Annotated in this window: 15 protein-coding genes; 6 read left to right on the forward strand and 9 right to left on the reverse strand. The window is 76.5% G+C overall.

Annotated features, from left to right (window positions below):
* Window positions 1-314: 314 nt before the first annotated feature.
* On the reverse strand, window positions 315-1031 hold the full coding sequence (locus tag ACYVG5_RS11510) for a demethylmenaquinone methyltransferase (RefSeq protein ID WP_460683191.1): 717 nt from the start codon (window positions 1029-1031) through the stop codon (window positions 315-317).
* A gap of 38 nt (window positions 1032-1069) precedes the next feature.
* On the opposite strand from ACYVG5_RS11510, the gene ACYVG5_RS11515 reads away from it, so the two are divergent.
* Together ACYVG5_RS11515 and ACYVG5_RS11520 are read left to right on the forward strand one after the other, a co-directional pair.
* A complete protein-coding gene (locus tag ACYVG5_RS11515; RefSeq protein WP_460683192.1) occupies window positions 1070-2344 on the forward strand; it encodes an isochorismate synthase in 1275 nt (424 codons plus the stop codon).
* Between the two features lie 70 nt (window positions 2345-2414).
* On the forward strand, window positions 2415-5123 hold the full coding sequence (locus ACYVG5_RS11520; protein ID WP_222049421.1) for an EAL domain-containing protein: 2709 nt from the start codon (window positions 2415-2417) through the stop codon (window positions 5121-5123).
* 10 nt (window positions 5124-5133) lie between these two features.
* Here ACYVG5_RS11520 and menD read toward each other — a convergent pair whose 3' ends face one another.
* The gene (gene menD / locus ACYVG5_RS11525) at window positions 5134-6816 is read right to left on the reverse strand and encodes a 2-succinyl-5-enolpyruvyl-6-hydroxy-3-cyclohexene-1-carboxylic-acid synthase (RefSeq protein WP_222049420.1); all 1683 of its coding nucleotides are present in this window, start codon (window positions 6814-6816) and stop codon (window positions 5134-5136) included.
* Entirely contained in the window at window positions 6813-7787 is a 975-nt protein-coding gene (locus ACYVG5_RS11530) for an o-succinylbenzoate synthase (protein ID WP_222049419.1), read from the reverse strand. The genes menD and ACYVG5_RS11530 overlap by 4 nt, the downstream gene beginning before the upstream one ends.
* A 61-nt stretch (window positions 7788-7848) precedes the next feature.
* Between ACYVG5_RS11530 and menE the strand changes: the two genes are divergently transcribed.
* From menE to ACYVG5_RS11545, 3 genes are all read left to right on the forward strand, one after another.
* Entirely contained in the window at window positions 7849-9015 is a 1167-nt protein-coding gene (gene menE, locus ACYVG5_RS11535) for an o-succinylbenzoate--CoA ligase (RefSeq protein ID WP_460683193.1), read from the forward strand.
* Window positions 9015-9884, forward strand: a complete 870-nt coding sequence (locus ACYVG5_RS11540; RefSeq protein ID WP_222049418.1) for a 1,4-dihydroxy-2-naphthoate polyprenyltransferase — start codon at window positions 9015-9017, stop codon at window positions 9882-9884. Before menE ends, ACYVG5_RS11540 begins: the two co-directional genes overlap by 1 nt.
* A 118-nt stretch (window positions 9885-10002) precedes the next feature.
* The gene (locus ACYVG5_RS11545; RefSeq protein ID WP_222049417.1) at window positions 10003-10635 is read left to right on the forward strand and encodes a LysE family translocator; all 633 of its coding nucleotides are present in this window, start codon (window positions 10003-10005) and stop codon (window positions 10633-10635) included.
* 66 nt (window positions 10636-10701) lie between these two features.
* On the opposite strand, the gene ACYVG5_RS11550 is transcribed toward ACYVG5_RS11545, so the two are convergent.
* Window positions 10702-11022, reverse strand: a complete 321-nt coding sequence (locus tag ACYVG5_RS11550; RefSeq protein WP_222049416.1) for a DUF4229 domain-containing protein — start codon at window positions 11020-11022, stop codon at window positions 10702-10704.
* Window positions 11015-11443: an Lrp/AsnC family transcriptional regulator gene (locus ACYVG5_RS11555; protein WP_222049415.1), complete on the reverse strand. Its 429-nt coding sequence runs from the start codon at window positions 11441-11443 to the stop codon at window positions 11015-11017. Before ACYVG5_RS11555 ends, ACYVG5_RS11550 begins: the two co-directional genes overlap by 8 nt.
* Window positions 11444-11562: 119 nt before the next feature.
* Between ACYVG5_RS11555 and ACYVG5_RS11560 the strand changes: the two genes are divergently transcribed.
* Window positions 11563-11784, forward strand: a complete 222-nt coding sequence (locus ACYVG5_RS11560; RefSeq protein WP_222049414.1) for a hypothetical protein — start codon at window positions 11563-11565, stop codon at window positions 11782-11784.
* Window positions 11785-11890: 106 nt separating this feature from the next.
* On the opposite strand, the gene ACYVG5_RS11565 is transcribed toward ACYVG5_RS11560, so the two are convergent.
* The 4 genes from ACYVG5_RS11565 to ACYVG5_RS11580 all read right to left on the reverse strand — a co-directional run bounded on the left by ACYVG5_RS11565 (window position 11891) and on the right by ACYVG5_RS11580 (window position 15800).
* Window positions 11891-12205 carry a hypothetical protein gene (locus tag ACYVG5_RS11565; RefSeq protein WP_460683194.1) on the reverse strand — a complete coding sequence of 105 codons (315 nt, stop codon included), beginning with the start codon at window positions 12203-12205 and terminating at the stop codon, window positions 11891-11893.
* Between the two features lie 120 nt (window positions 12206-12325).
* On the reverse strand, window positions 12326-13279 hold the full coding sequence (ccsB, locus tag ACYVG5_RS11570) for a c-type cytochrome biogenesis protein CcsB (protein ID WP_222049412.1): 954 nt from the start codon (window positions 13277-13279) through the stop codon (window positions 12326-12328).
* Window positions 13276-14967: a cytochrome c biogenesis protein ResB gene (gene resB, locus ACYVG5_RS11575; RefSeq protein ID WP_460683195.1), complete on the reverse strand. Its 1692-nt coding sequence runs from the start codon at window positions 14965-14967 to the stop codon at window positions 13276-13278. The genes ccsB and resB overlap by 4 nt, the downstream gene beginning before the upstream one ends.
* Entirely contained in the window at window positions 14964-15800 is an 837-nt protein-coding gene (locus ACYVG5_RS11580; protein ID WP_222049411.1) for a cytochrome c biogenesis CcdA family protein, read from the reverse strand. The genes resB and ACYVG5_RS11580 overlap by 4 nt, the downstream gene beginning before the upstream one ends.
* Window positions 15801-15803 lie beyond the last annotated feature (3 nt).

Raw genomic sequence — 15803 nt, forward strand, 5'->3', positions numbered from 1 at the left:
GACGACCTCCCCTCCACTCCGGCGCCGGCGAGGCGGCGCTTGTGAACAACTTCACAAGGTCGGACGGAGGAAGCCTATGCCCGAGGGCCGGCACAGCGCGAGGACCCCCGGCGAAACGGCTCGGCGGAGGACCTCGCAGGGTGCCGACCGCCGCGGGCGACGGGCGGCGCAGGGCCCGCGTCGCGCTTCCCCGGCCCGCCGAACGGGCACGTGCGGTCGCCCGGACCGGCGGGTGTCCGCGTGTCGGCGACCACGACTGCGCACTCGACGTCGGCGGGCGGTGGTGGACCCGCGCGCGGGCTCGGCCGGGGAGTTCAGGCGCGGGTGCCGCGGTGCAGCGCCACCACACCGCCGGTGAGGTCGCGCCACTCGACCCCCGCCCAGCCCGCCTCCTGCAGCCAGCCGGCCAGTTCCGGCTGCGCCGGCCAGGCCCGGATCGACTCCGCCAGGTAGACGTAGGCCTCGGGGTTGCTGCTCACCGCCTGCGCGATCCTGGGCAGCGCGCGCATGAGGTACTCGGTGTACACGGTACGGAACGGGGACCAGGTCGGGCTGGAAAACTCGCAGACGACCAGCCGCCCGCCGGTGCGGGTCACCCGGGCGAACTCCCGGAGCGCGGCCCGCGGGTCGGCGACGTTGCGCAGCCCGAAGGAGATGACGACGCCGTCCACGCTCGCGTCGGCCAGCGGCAGGGCCATCGCGTCCCCGGCCACCTTCGGCACCGGCCGGGCGCGGCCGGCCCGCAGCATGCCCTGGGAGAAGTCGCAGGCGATCGCCAGCACGCCGTCCGCGGCGAGCTCGACGGTGGAGACCGCCGTGCCGGCCGCGACGTCGAGCACCGTCTGCCCCGGCCCCGCGCCCAGCGCCGCGCGGGTGGCCCGCCGCCAGCCGGCGTCCAGCCCGCCGGAGAGCACCGTGTTGGTCAGGTCGTAGCGGCCGGCGACCCGGTCGAACATCGCCGCGACGTCGGCCGGCCGCTTGTCCAGCCCCGCCCGCATCCCCGCCGCCTCAGGTCGTGCACCGGTCGCCACGTCGGCGACGCTACCTGCGGGCCTCCTACCCTGGAGCCGTGACCACGGCCGCGCTCCGCCCGACGCCCTCGACGGCCGGTCCGGCGGGCACCCTGGTCACCACCCCCATCGACGACGACGCCGCCCTGCTCGACCTGGTCCCCGACATCGGCGCGCTGTCCTGGGTGCGGCGCGGTGAGGGCCTCGTCGGCTGGGGCGAGGCGGCCCGGCTGGAGGTGACCGGCCCCGGCGCGCTGGCCGAGGCCGACGCCTGGTGGCAGGCCCGGGTCCGCGACCTCGCCGTCGACGACCCGCTGGGCGTGCCCGGCTCGGGCGCCGTCGTCTTCGCCAGCATCGCCTTCGATCCCGCTGCCGGGACGTCGGTGTTCGTCGTCCCCGAGGTGGTCCTGGGCCGCCGCGACGGCCAGACCTGGCTCACCGCTCCCGCCGGCTGCGATCCGGCCGGCATCCTTGGCCCCGGAGCGCCGGTCGACGGCCCGGTCGGCCAGCTCCGCTACGCCGACGGGGCGCTGGACCCGGCGACCTGGTGCGCCGCGGTGGAGGCCGCCCTCGACCGGATCGCAGCCGGTCAGCTGGACAAGGTGGTGCTCGCCCGCGACCTGCTGGTCACCGCCGAGGCGCCGATCGACCCACGCCGGCTGCTCCGCCGGCTGACCGCCCGGTTCCCCGACTGCTGGACCTTCGCCGTCGACGGCCTGCTCGGTGCCACACCCGAGCTGCTGCTGCGCCGCACCGGGCGGGCGCTGTCCGCCCGGGTGCTGGCCGGCACGGCCCCGCGCGGCGCCGGCCGCGCCGACGAGCGGCTGGCCGATGCACTGCAGGCCTCCGCCAAGGACCGCGCCGAGCACGGCTACGCCGTCGCCTCCCTGGTCGACGCCCTCCGGCCGTTCTGCAGCACGCTCGACGTCCCGGCGGACCCGGTGCTGCTCACCCTGCCCAACGTGCGGCACCTGGCCACCGACGTGCACGGCCGGCAGCACCCGGCGGACGCCACCGGGCTGCTGGGCCTCGTCGGCGCGGTGCACCCGACGGCGGCGGTCTGCGGAACGCCGACCGACCGGGCGACGGCGGTCATCGCCGAGCTCGAGGGCATGGACCGCGGCCGCTACGCCGGACCGGTCGGCTGGCTGGACGGCCGCGGCGACGGCGAGTTCGGTCTGGCGCTGCGCTGCGCCGAGCTGACCGGCGCCGAGAACGGCCGGCAGGCCCGGCTGTTCGCCGGCTGCGGCATCGTCGCCGGCTCCGACCCGGCGGCGGAGCTGGCCGAGACCCAGTCCAAGTTCGCCGCCGTGCAGGCGGCGCTGGAGGACTGACCCGGCGCCGGGTCACCCGTTCGGGGTGCCGTGATTACAGCCACCACCACCGGGTGCCGACACCCCGGGGGTGACCACTCTGCTGCCCGCCCCGACGAGCTCCCCGGCGGCCGGCCGTCCGGCGGTGCGCCGGCGGCGGGTGCGCGCCGTGGCCGTCGCCGGGGCGGTCGCGGTCGCGGCCGCGGCGGCCATCGCCGTCGTGGTGGTCACACCCGCGTCGCCGCTGGGCAGGGGCACCTACTTCGCCGCGAGCCTGGCCATCGCCCTGATCGCCTGGTCCGGGGTGCGCACCCAGGCCGGCCACCGCCGCCGCGCCCTCCGGCTGCTGGCCCTCGGCCTGGCCGCCACCACCGTCGGCGACCTGCTCTGGCAGGTGCACGTCTGGATCGCCGGTAGCGAGCCCGACATCAGCATCGCCGACATCCTCTACCTGGGCGCCTACGCCGGCCTCGGCGCGGCCCTGCTGATGCTCACCGAGGGCAGCGCGCTGACCGCCAAGGCCAGGCTGCACGCCCTCCTCGACGGCGGGGCGGCCCTGGTCATCGCCCTGCTCGTCGTCTGGCAGGCCTCGGTGCAGAGCACGCTGAGCGACGACGGCCTGCCGCTGCTGACCAAGCTCGTGTGGGCGCTCTACCCGGTGTTCGACGCCGTGCTGATCGGCCTGGTCGCGCGCTGGTTCATGCTGCAGCACCGGGTCGGCGCCACCGCCCTGCTGCTCGTCACCGGCGCCGGCTGCTGGCTGGCCGCCGACCTGGGCTGGCTGCTCCTCGCCGCCCCGGCGGGCTTCAGCGGCTGGCTCACCGCCGGCTGGCTGCTGGGCGGCGGGCTGCTGGCCGCCGTGACCTTCCAGCAGCCACCCACCCCTGCGGCGACCGCGGCCGCCGATGCCACCGCGATGAGCCGCCGACGGCTGGCGCTGGCCTTCCTGCCGATGCTGGCGCCCTCGGTCCTGGGCGTCGCCGGCTGGCTGGACGGCCGCACCGTCGACCCGCTGCCCGGAGCACTCGCCACGACGGTGCTGGTGCTGCTGGTGACCGTCCGCGCCCAGCGGCTGCTGCTGGACTCCCGGCTCGCCGGGCAACTGGTGGCGTCCCAGGCGCGCCGGTCCGAGGCGCTGGCCCGCAACTCCTCCGACGCCGTCGTCGTGGTGGCCGCCGACGGCACGCTGACCAGCGGATCCCGCTCGCTGGCCACCCTGGTCGGGGTGCCGAGCCCGGCCGGCCGGCCGCTCGCCGACCAGCTCGCCGCGCTGGCGGTCGACCCCGCCACCGTGCGTGGCGTGCTCGAACGCGCCCGGCTGCACCCCGGCGCGGTCTTCGAGCTCGAGCTGCCCGGCCGCCGCCCCACGGGTGAGCCCGTGTGGTTCGGCGGGCGCGCGGTGTCCCTCCTGGACGATCCGGACGTGCGCGGGATCGTCGTCTCGGTGCACGACATCACCCGGCGCAAGGCCGCCGAGCACGAGCTCGCCCACCAGGCCTTCCACGACGAGCTGACCGGCCTGGCCAACCGCACGCTGTTCCTCGACCGGGCGGAGCAGACCCTGCGCCGCGCCGGCCGCAGCGGCGCCGCCCCGACCGTCCTCTGCCTGGACCTCGACGGGTTCAAGGACGTCAACGACAGCCTCGGCCACCTCGCCGGGGACGAGCTGCTCCGGACCGTCGCCGTCCGCCTCGAGGGCGTCGTCCGCGCGGCCGACACCGTCGCCCGGCTGGGTGGCGACGAGTTCGCCATCCTGGTGGACGGCACCAGCGGCGGGCTCACGGAGGCCGGCGCGCTGGCCGAGCGGGTGCTCGTCGTGCTCGGCGAGCCGATCGACCTGGAGGGCAAGCGGGTGAGCATCTCGGCCAGCGTCGGCATCGTCGCCGCGGAGCCGGAGGCCACGCCGCTGTCGCTGCTGCGGGACGGCGACATCGCGATGTACCGCGCCAAGGCCGGCGGCCGGAACCGGTGGGTGGTCTTCGCCCCGGACATGCGCACCGCCGCGCTGGAGCGGATCGAGCTCGAGCGCGAGCTCGGCGGCGCCGTGGCCGCCGGCCAGCTGCGGCTGGTCTACCAACCGGTGGTGGACCTCGCCGACGAGTCCGTGGTCGGCTTCGAGGCCCTGGTCCGCTGGGACCACCCGGAGCTGGGCGTGGTCGGCCCCGACCGGTTCATCCCGATCGCCGAGGAGTCCGGGCTGATCGTCCCGATCGGCCGGTGGGTGCTCACCGAGGCGACCCGCACGGTCGCCCGCTGGCAGCAGGCCCACCCCCGCACCCCCGCGGTGTCGATGGCGGTCAACGTCTCCGCCCGCCAGCTGGCCAGCAGCGCGCTGGTCGACCACGTCCGTGAAGCGCTCGCCGACAGCGGCATCGCGCCCTCCACCCTGGTGCTGGAGGTGACCGAGACGGCACTGGTCACCGACCCGCAGGCGGTGGCCGAGCAGCTCGCCCAGGTGCGCGCCCTGGGCGTGCGGCTGGCCCTGGACGACTTCGGCACCGGCTACAGCTCGCTGAGCTATCTGCGCCAGTTCGACGTCGACATCCTCAAGATCGACCGCTCGTTCGTCGGCACGATGACCGAACCCGGCGACGACGCCGCGATCCTGCACGGACTGCTGGAGCTCGGCCGGCGGCTGCAGCTGGAGATCGTCGCCGAGGGTGTCGAGCTCGAGGTCCAGCGCGACCTGCTGCGCGCCGAACGATGCGCGCTGGCGCAGGGCTACCTGTTCGCCCGGCCGCTGGACAGCGCGGACGCCGAGCTGTTGCTGGTGGCCGAGCGGCCGTTGATCGCGGACTGACCCCCCGGCTTCAGCGCAGCGCGGCCGCGGCCACCTCGCGCAGTCGGGTGGCCAGCGCGGCCTCGGCGCGCTGGTCGGTGCGGACGACGACGACCCGCGGCCCCCCGGCCGCGAGCGCGGCGCCCAGCTGTCCGGCATCGGTGACCGAGCCCGCCGCCCAGCCCAGGGCCCGGGCCACCGCGACCAGGTCGCGGCCGTGCGGGGTGCCGAACACCCGCCGGTAACCCGCCTCGTACTGCGGTTGCCCGGGCTCGAGCTGGGCGAAGATGCCGCCGCCGTCGTTGTCCGGGACGACCACGGTCAGGTCCGGCACCGGCTCCCCCTCCCCGGTGAGCAGGCCGGTCAGGTCGTGCAGGAACGTCAGGTCGCCCATCAGCGCGAACGCCGGCCCACCGTGCACCAGGGCCGCGCCGATCGCGGTGGACAGGGTGCCGTCGATGCCGGCGACGCCGCGGTTGGCCAGCACGGTCACGTCCCCGCGGGGCACGGCCAGCCGGTCGACGTCCCGGACCGGGGACGACGACCCCAGCACGAACAGCGCGCCGGCCGGCAGCGCGGCCACCACGTCGCGGGCCAGCCGCGCGGCGGTCAGGGCCGGCTCGGCGTCGAGCACCGCGTCGACCGCCGTGCCGACCCGGGCGGCGGCGGACCGCCAGCCGGCCAGCCAGGAGCTGTCGCCGGCCCCGTCCCCGGTCGGGACGCGGAGCCCGACGGCGGCGCTGGACCGGCCGGCGTCGGACCACCGCGGGGTGGCCGCGACCGTCTCCACCTCGACCCGGGGGTCGGCGAGGAGCGCGGCGACCGGGCGGGACAGCGTCGGGCGGCCCACCACGACCACCCGGTCCGGGCGGTGCTCGGCCAGCCACTCCGGCGCGCCCAGCAGCAGCACGCCGCCGCGCACGGCATCGCGGCCCCAGGCCCCGCTGCTGGGCTCGGCGACCACCGGCAGGACGCCGGCCGCGTCGTCCGCCGCGACCCGGCCCCACCCGGCCGGCCCGTCACCGGCCACCACCAGTGTCCGGGGCCGCCGTCGCGCCGGAGCGGGGGCGGCGTCCGCCGTCGGACGCGCCGCCGTCCACGGCGCCCCGTCGGCCCGGCCCGCCCAGGGGCCCTCGAGCGCGGCGGGCGGCTCCGCGCCGGGCATCAGCGGCTCGCGCAGCGCCATGTTCAGGTGTACCGGCCCCGGGTCGGCCGACAGGTCACCGCGGGCGACGAGCAGCGCGCGGGCGACGAGCGAGCGCCAGTACCTGTTCTGCTGCTCCTCGCGGCCCGCCTCCGGCACGCCCACGTCCACGGCCCAGCGGGCCGCGCCGCCGTAGAGACCGGGCTGGTCGACGGTCTGGTTGGCGCCGGTGCCACGCAGCTCGGGCGGCCGGTCGGCGGTCAGCGCGAGGAGCGGGACGCCGCTGTGCGAGGCCTCCAGGACGGCGGCGTGCAGGTGTGCCGTCGCCGTTCCCGAGGTGGTGAGCACCGGGACCGGCCGGCCCGCGGCCTTGGCCAGGCCGAGAGCGAGGAACGCCGCGGTGCGCTCGTCGATGCGCACGTGCAGCCGCAGCCGGCCGGCCGTCTCGGCGGCGGCCAGGGCCAGCGCGACCGGCGCGGACCGGGAACCCGGGGCGAGCACCGCGTCGGTGACCCCGCCGCGGACCAGCTCGTCGACCAGCACCCGGGCGAAGGCGGTGGACGGGTTCACGCCGCTCCCCCGGCCGACCGGACGGCGGCCAGCCGCTCGCGCCAGCGACGGTCGGTGCCCGGGTCGGCCGCGACCTCGGCGAGCCGGTCGGGCGCGGGACGGCGGACCGGCAGCGCGCCGCCGACCGGCAGCAGCGGCTCGGTGCTGACGTCGTCGGTGAACAGCGCGATGGTGGCCAGCCCGCAGGCGAAGGGCAGGTCGGGCAGCGCGGCCGCGAGCGCGACCCCCGCGGCGATCCCGACCGAGCTCTCCAGGGCGGAGGAGACCACGCACGGCAGCCCGTGCGCCTCCGCCACCTCCAGCGCCGCCCGCACCCCGCCCAGCGGCTGCACCTTCAGCACCACGACGTCGGCGGCCTCGCGCAGGTCGACGCGGCGCGGGTCGGCCGAGCGGCGCACCACCTCGTCGGCGGCGATCCGGACGTCGACCCGGCGGCGCAGCGCGGCCAGGTCGGTCAGCGTCGGGCACGGCTGCTCGGCGTACTCCAGGCCCACCCGGTCGAGCTCGCGCAGCCGGGACACCGCGGTGTCGACGTCCCAGGCGGCGTTGGCGTCGACCCGGATCGCGCCGTCCGGGCCGAGCGCGTCGCGCACCGCCTCCACCCGGGCGAGGTCCTCGGCCGGCGACTGCCCGGGCTCGGCGACCTTGACCTTCGCCGTCCGGCACCCCGACGCGGTCACGATCGCGTGCGCCCGTTCCGGGCCGACCGCCGGGACGGTGACGTTGACCGGCACGCTGGTGCGCAGCGGCGCCGGCCAGCCCAGGACGGCGGCCTCGGCGGCGGCGCCCCACCAGCGGCGACTCTCGGCCACGTCGTAGTCCCAGAACGGCGAGAACTCACCCCAGCCGGCCGGGCCGTGCACCAGCACCCCGTCGCGCACGTCGATGCCGCGGAACCGGGTGCGCAGCGGCACGCGGTAGACGTGCGCCACCAGCGCCGGCTCCGCGCCGCCGGCTGCCGGGGCGATCACGGGGTCAGCGTAGTTCGGAGCCCATCGGGGCCGCCGACGGTGCGACGTACCCTGGCTCCTCGTGGCCAGGCAGATGGAGCTCGTGCCGGCTCCCGGCCCGGACGACGCCGCCGCGGTGCTCGACACCGTCTGGCCCGCGCTGCGGTCCTGCCTGGACGGCGACGCCCCGCTGGCGGTGCTGCCCGCCGGCGCCGGCCCGGCCGCCGCCGCACGGGCGGTGCTGCGGCCCGGGGAACCGCTGGAGCCGGGCGCCGACCTGGTCGTGGTCACCTCCGGCTCGACCGGCGCCGGGCCAGCAGGTGGGGGAAAGGGCGTGCTGCTGTCCGCCGCAGCGCTGCGCGCCTCGGCCACGGCGACCCTGACCCGGCTGGGCGGTCCGGGCAGCTGGCTGCTCGCCCTGCCCACCTCGGCCGTCGGCGGGCTGCAGGTGCTGTGCCGCAGCGCGCTGACCGGCCGCACCCCGGCGGTGCTCGGCCACGGCGAGCCGCTGGCCGGTGCGCTGGCCCGCCTGCCGGCCGGCGACCGGCGCTACACCTCGCTGGTGCCCACCCAGCTGCGCCGCTTCCTCGCCGCGGAGCCCGAGGCGCTGGCCGCGTTCGACGGGGTGTTGGTCGGCGGCGCGGCCACCGACACCGCCCTCCTTCAGCGGGCCCGGGACGCCGGGGTCGCGGTGCGCACCACCTACGGGATGAGCGAGACCGCCGGCGGGTGCGTGTACGACGGCGTCCCGCTCGACGGGGTCGGCGTCCGGGTGGACGAGGCCGGCGTGCGGCTGGCCGGGCCGGTGCTGGCGCTCGGGTACCGCCTCGATCCGGCCGGCACCGCCGCGGCGTTCGCCGACGGCTGGTTCCGCACCCGGGACGCGGGCAGCCTGGACGACGACGGCCGGCTCACCGTGTCCGGCCGGCTGGACGACGTGCTGATCAGCGGCGGGGTCAACGTCGTCCCGCAGGCGGTCGAGGCCGCGCTGCGCGAGCACCCCGCGGTCGCCGACGCCGTCGTCACCGGCCGCCCGGACCCGGAGTGGGGGCAGCGGGTGGTCGCCGCCGTCGTCCCCGCCGCCGGCGCGGCGCCCACCCTCGACGAGCTGCGCCGCTGGGTCGCCGGGCGGCTCGGCCCGGCCGCCGCCCCCCGCGAGCTGCACACGGTCGGCGCCGTGCCGACCCTGCACACCGGCAAGCCCGACCGCCGCGCCGTCATCGCGTGGTTGACCGAAGGAGACCAGTAGTGGCCACCGCCGCCCAGTGGCTGGAGGGCGCCCGCCCCCGGACCCTGCCCGCCGCCGTCGCGCCGGTCTTCGTCGGCACCGGCGCCGCCGCCGCGCTGGACGGCTTCCGCCTCGGCCCCGCCGTCCTGGCGCTGGTCGTCGCGCTCGCGTTGCAGGTCGCGGTCAACTACGCCAACGACTACTCCGACGGCCGCCGCGGCACCGACGCCGACCGCGTGGGGCCCATGCGGCTGGTCGGCTCCGGCGTGGCCTCGCCCCGCCAGGTGCTCGTCGCCGCGGTGCTGGCCTTCGCCGTCGCGGCGCTCGCCGGGCTGGGCCTGGCTGCGCTGTCCAGCTGGTGGCTGGTGGCGGTCGGCGCGGTCTGCATCCTGGCCGCCTGGACCTACACCGGTGGGCCGGTCCCGTACGGCTACCGGGCGCTGGGCGAGGTCTTCGTCTTCGTCTTCTTCGGCCCGGTGGCGGTGGTCGGGACGACGTTCGCCCAGACCCGCAGCCTCGACGGGCTGGCCGTCGCCGCCGCGGTGCCGATCGGATTGCTGATCGTGGCGCTGCTGGTGGTGAACAACCTGCGCGACGTGCACGGGGACGCCGCCGTCGGCAAGCGGACCCTGGCCGTGCTGATGGGTGAGCAGCCGACCCGGGTGCTCTTCACCGCGCTGGCGGTCGCCGCCTTCGTGCTCGTCGCCCTGATCGGCGCGGCCCGCCCCTGGGCGCTGCTCGGCCTGCTGGCGCTGCCCCTGGCCGTGCCGCCGGTGCGGGTGGTGCTGCGCGGCGGGACGGGCCCGGTGCTGATCGGCGCGCTGAAGGCCACCGGCCAGCTGACCCTGGTCACCGGAGTGCTGTTCGGGGCCGGCCTGGCCCTGAGCTGAGGAACAGCCCGCACCGTCGGGGTGCGGTGACCGCCGGCAGCGTGCGGGCCGTGCGCACACCCTGCCCACGGGCGGCAGTACCGCTCCGGAGGGCCGAGCCGCTGCCTACAGTGACCGGGTGCCCGCCCAGTTCCTGCCCTTCCTCGCTGTGGTGGTGGTCCTCACCCTTGCCCCGGGCCCGGACATGGCCCTCGTCCTGCGCAACGGGGTGCGGGGCGGCGCCCGGGTGGCGTGGTGGACCGGGCTGGGGTGCTGCGCGGGCATCGCGGTCTACGCCGCGGCGTCCGCGATCGGCCTGGCGGCGATCCTCGCCGCATCGGCGACGGCCTTCATGGTTCTTAAGTTCGTCGGGACTGCGTACCTGGTCTATCTGGGCGTGATGACGTTGTGGCACTCGAGGCAGCAGCCGGAGGCAGCCGCCGCGGTCACCGCCCCGGCGCCGGCGCCCGTGGTGCGGCGGCGCGCTGCCTTCCGCCAGGGCCTGGTGAGCAATCTGCTCAACCCCAAGATCGCGTTGATCTTCCTGACGCTCATCCCGCAGTTCGTGTCCCCGGGGGAGCCGGCATCCACTACCGGCGTCCTGGCGGCCGCGTTCCTCGGCCTGGCGGTCCTCTGGTGGCGGCTGTTCTCGCTCGCGGTGGGCTCGTTGGGCCGGGCGCTGTCCCGGGAGCGGGTGCGCACCGCCGTCGAGCGGGTCACCGGCGCGGTGCTCATCGGTCTGGGCGTGCGGGTGGCACTGGCCAACGACTGACCGATCGCCGGCTGGCCGGCGAGGCGCACCCCGCCATCCCGCTCCCCCACCGCGACGGGGAACAGCTCAGCTCGCGGCGTCGTCGGTGTCGCTGCCGCGCAGCCGGGCGCGCAGCGCCTCCTTCGCCTCGGCCCGCGCGACGATCGCGGCGGTCAGCCGCTCGCGTACCGGGCGCAGCGCGAAGTACGCCACCGGCATGGCCAGCAGCACCCCGAAGAGCAGGCCGGGGAGGCCCGGGAGGCCGGCGAACCAGATCACGGCCACCAGCACCGCGACGATGGCCAGCCGGCCCAGCGTGTAGGCCAGCAGCCAGGGCAGCACCTTCGGCGCGGGGGCGCCGGGTGCGGCCTGCGCCCCGGTCGGGGCAGGTACGGACTGGTCAGCCATGACGGCCCTCCCACTTGGTCGACAGCACGACGGTCGTCCGGGTGCGGGCGACGCCTCTGATCCGGTTCAACGCGCTGATGGTGTCCTCGAGTGCCGCGATGTCGGACACCCTGACCTTGAGCACGTAGCCCTCGCTGCCGGCGACCCGCCAGCAGTCCTCGACCGAGGGCAGCCGGGCCATCGCCTCCTCGAGGCCGGTGTCGTCGACGGAGTCGCTCTCGATCACCCCGACCAGCGCGGTGACGCCCACGCCGACCGCCGCCGGGTCCACGACCGCCCGGTAGCCGGTGATCACCCCGGAGGCCTCCAGCTTGCCCACCCGCTCGTGGACCGACGGCGCGGAGAGGCCCACCTGCCGGGCGAGCTCGGCGTAGCTGGCCCGGCCGTTGGCCCGCAGCAGGCTGATCAACTGGTCGTCCACCGCGTCGATGACGTTCCTCCGCTCGCTGCCCTCCCCCGCACCCGGCCCCCTCGGAACCGGATCACCGCCGCCGAGTATCGCCGCGGACGTACATTGGACCGGACGAGGGGGGTGACCGGGTGGTCTTCCTGGTGATGTTGGTGATCGCGGTGGCCGTGGTCGTGCTGGTGGTGCGCGCTGGTGCGGCGCAGGGTGGTACCGGGGCGCCGTCCCGGCCGGCGCGTCCGTCCCGGCCGCCCCGGGCCGCGCGACCCACCCGGCCGGTGGCGCCCGACGACGACCCCGAGTTCCTGCGGGAGCTGGAACGGCGGGCCCGCCGGGACGACGGCGCCCCTAGCTAGCCTGCCACCTCCGGTGCGGCGGCGGAACGGCTGCGCCGCGTTCTCAGGCCTCCCGGGGACGGGGCTACGGCCGTCCCGGTGCGCGGCTCTCCCGATCCCTGGGGGTTCAGGCCGCGCTGGTGTCCTGCCGCGCCCGCTCCGCGCCACCGAACAACCGGCGCCAGGCCGACCGCTTCGGCGCCGGGACGTCGGCGGCCTGCGCGTCCGCATCTCCCGGCCAGCCGAGGCCGTCGCCGTCGCCGGGTGACCCCGGCCAGCCCAGGTCGCCCTCGCCCTCGGGCGTCGCCCCGGCGGCCGCCGGCCGGTGCGCGCCGGTCCGCGGGCGCTGCCGCGCCTCGAGCGCGGCAGCGACGAGCGGGTGCATCCCGGCCCCATCGCCGGCGGTGTGCCTACCCACGGTGATCCCACCGCCATCATTCATGCCGCACAGGATGACATGTCCGCCGCTCACGAACACTTACCCTACGGAGCGGCGCGGCAGGACCAGCCGATGAGGTGACGCTGCGTCACCAGATCCGGAACCGCGCGCCGGTGGGTCGGGTCAGCTGACGCCGCCGTAGCTGTGCAGCCCGGTGGACACCATGTTCACGTAGAGCAGGTTGAACACCATGACGGCCAGGCCCACCACGTTGACCCAGGCCGACGGGCGGCCCCGCCACCCGGAGGTGGTGCGGGCGTGCAGGTAGGCCGCGTAGACGACCCAGGCGATGAACGCCCACGTCTCCTTCGGGTCCCAGCCCCAGAAACGGCCCCAGGCGCTCTCCGCCCAGATCGCCCCGGCGATCACCGCGAACGTCCAGATCGGAAAGCCGAAGACGACCGTGCGGTGGGCGGTGCGGTCGAGCGCGGCGGCGCTGGGCAGCCGGGCCAGCATCGAGTTCGGCGGGATCTCGCCGGCCGGCTTCTCCTCGAACCGGGACCTCACCAGGTACAGGATGCTGGCCAGCCCGCTGACGAAGAAGATGCCGAAGCCCAGGATCGCCGTGCTCACGTGCACGGCCAGCCAGCTCGAGCGCAGCGCGGCGACCAGCGGCCCGGCCTCGGCGTAGAGGAACAGCCCGATGGCCACCATCGACAGCACCACCGGACCGAGCACGAAAACCCCGATGTGCCGCAGCACCGGCGCGCGTACGGCGAGCACCGTGAAGGCGACGACGGCCACGAGCACGGTCGCGGTGGCGAACTCGTACATGTTGCCCCAGGGCAGCCGGTCGGTGGCCATCCCCCGGGTCACCAGGACCGCGGCGTGGGTGAGCGCGCCCACCGCGGTCAGGCCCATCGCGGCCAGCCCCACCCGGCGGGCGCGCGGCGTCTCGGCCGGGGGAACCGCGACCGGGGGCACCGCGGCACCGGCGCCCACCAGCTCGCGCGAGGCGGCCGACCGGCGGGCCCCGAAGGCGAGCTCGGCGCAGAAGGCCACCACGGCCAGCGAGTACAGCGCGACGGTGATGGAGAACAGGGTGTCCGACAACGAGGCCAGGGACGGGTCGATCACGAGGGTGGGATCTCCTTCTCCGGGGCCGGGCCGTCGGCGGACGGCGCGACCGGCGCAGGACCGGGGTCGGGCGTGCGGTCGGCCCGGGCGGACAGGGCCGCCCGGAGCTCGTCGGTGAGTGCGGTGAAGCGCGGCCCGGTGTCGGCGCTGCCCCGGGTCAGTGAGCCGATCGACAGCACCGTACCCCCGCCGTCCGGGCCGGGACGGACCCGGGCGAACACCCGCTCCCGGCGGACCAGGAGCATCCCGAGCAGGCCGGCGAGCAGGGCGATCGAGGACCCGAGCACCCACAACTGCCCCGGGTCGTGGGACAGCTGCAGGGCGGCGAACTCCTTGTAGCCGGAGAAGGCGACCACGGTGCCGTCGGGCAGCGTCGTCGACTCACCGACCGACAGGTTGGCCGCACCGACCCGGTTCAGCCGCTCACGGTCGATCTGGGTCTGGTCCAGCGAGTAGACCGACTGCGGCAGGCCGGAGTCCAGCCCGAGGTAGCCCCGGTAGACGAAGACGGCGACCTGGGGGTCCAGCGGCCGCGGGTCGACCGAGGTCAGCACCCCGCCCTGCAGGACGCCGGTGGGGGCGAAGAAGCCCTGCAGCGCGAGCTGGTCGGTGGCGCCGGCACCGAGGTCGGGCAGCTTGAGCGCGCCCTCGCTGGCCATCGTCGACAGGTCCGCGGGCAGGAAGGGGGCGCAGATGTCGGTGAACGGCTCGTTCCCGGGCACGGTGACGGTGAAGCAGGGGCTGAAGCCGTGGCCGGTGACGTACACCCGGTCGCCACCGGTCCGCAGCGGGTCGTTGACCCCGATGGTGGTCGCCCGGCCCTCCGCGCCCGGCGGGCCGTACTCGATGTCGGCGGTGAACGACGCCGCGGTGCGGTCCTGCTCGTACTCGGCCCGGAAGTCGGTGAGGTCCACGCACAGCGGCGAGAGGTCGGAGGTCTCGACCAGGGGCCCGGTGGAGTAGGTGTCGTACTGCTGGAAGGAGTTGCAGAACCCCTGCCCCTCGGTGACCAGGATGCTGCCCTCGTAGCCCCACAGCTTGCCGCCGGCCAGGCCGAGCAGCAGCGCCAGCAGGGACAGGTGGAACAGCAGGTTGCCGGTCTCCCGGAGGAACCCCTTCTCCGCCGACACCTCCGGCCCGTTGCCGCTGGACCCGGCGGAATGGGCACCGCGCCCCTCGCGCCGGGCCACCCGGTAGCGCCGGACCCGCAGCTCCTCCTCGGCGACGTCGAGCGCCAGGTCCGGGGCCAGCGACGTGACGATCTCACCGGATTCCGGCAGCCGGTGCAGGTGCCGCGGCGCCACCGGCGGCGGGGCCAGCGAGGCGCGGGCGTGCTCGGCCGCGCGGGGCAGCACGCAGCCGATCAGCGAGATGAACAGCAGCAGGTAGATCGCGGCGAACCACGGCGAGCTGAAGACATCGAAGGCGTACAGCCGGTCCAGGACCGGTGCCAGCGTCGGGTGCTCGGCGAAGTACCGGTTGACGCTGGCCTGCGACAGCGACCGCTGCGGCAGCAACGAGCCGGGGATGGCCGCGACCGCCAGCAGGAACAGCAGCATCAGGGCGGTGCGCATCGCGGTCAGCTGCCGCCACCAGCGCAGCAGCCGGCCGGTCACGAGGCGGTGCAGCGGGGGCCGGGGCGGCGGGGTGGGCTGTGCCTCCGGCCGGGGCGGGGCAGTCAGACTCACAGGGGCGCGCCCTCGCCCAGCCCGGTCGCGGCCAGCCAGCTGCGCAGCCACTGCATCATCTCGGTCCACGCGCCGGTCACCAGCAGCAACCCGACCAGCACCAGCATCGCGCCGCCGACCCGGGTGACCGCCGCGGCGTGCCGGCGGAGGAACGTGGTCGCCCCCATCGCCCAGCGGGCGCCCAGGGCGACGAGCACGAAGGGCACGCCCAGCCCCAGGCAGTACGCGACACCCAGCAGCGCGCCGCGGGTGGCGGTGGCCTCGGTGAACGCCAGCACGTTCACCGCCGACAGCGTGGGGCCCAGGCACGGCGTCCAGCCCAGTCCGAAGACGACGCCCAGCAGCGGGGCGCCGGCCAGCCCGGCGGCCGGCCGGGCGGTGAGCTTCCGGGTGCGCTGCAGCATCGGCAGCCAGCCGAGGAAGGCCAGCCCGACCACGACGGTCACGACGCCCATGACCCGGGTGATCACGTCCTGGTGCTCGAGCAGGAGCCGGCCCAGCCCGCCGAACAGCGCGCCGAACGCGACGAACACGGCGGTGAAGCCCAGCACGAAGAGCACCGCGCCGAGCACCATCCGGCCGCGGGGCGAGCGCTCGTCGACCGCCGCCCGGACCTGGGTGGCGGTGGCCCCGGCGGCGGCGGGCGCGGCTGCGGGAACCGGCGCCGTGGTCCGGGCGCCGGTGCCGACCAGACCGGTGACGTAGGACAGGTACCCGGGGACCAGCGGCAGCACGCACGGCGAGGCGAAGCTGATCAGCCCGGCCAGCGCGGCCACCGCGGCGGCGACCAGCAGCGGCCCGTCGGTGACCAGACCGGTGACGGTCTCCCCCACTCC

It is taken from the genome of Modestobacter lapidis, assembly GCF_054780755.1.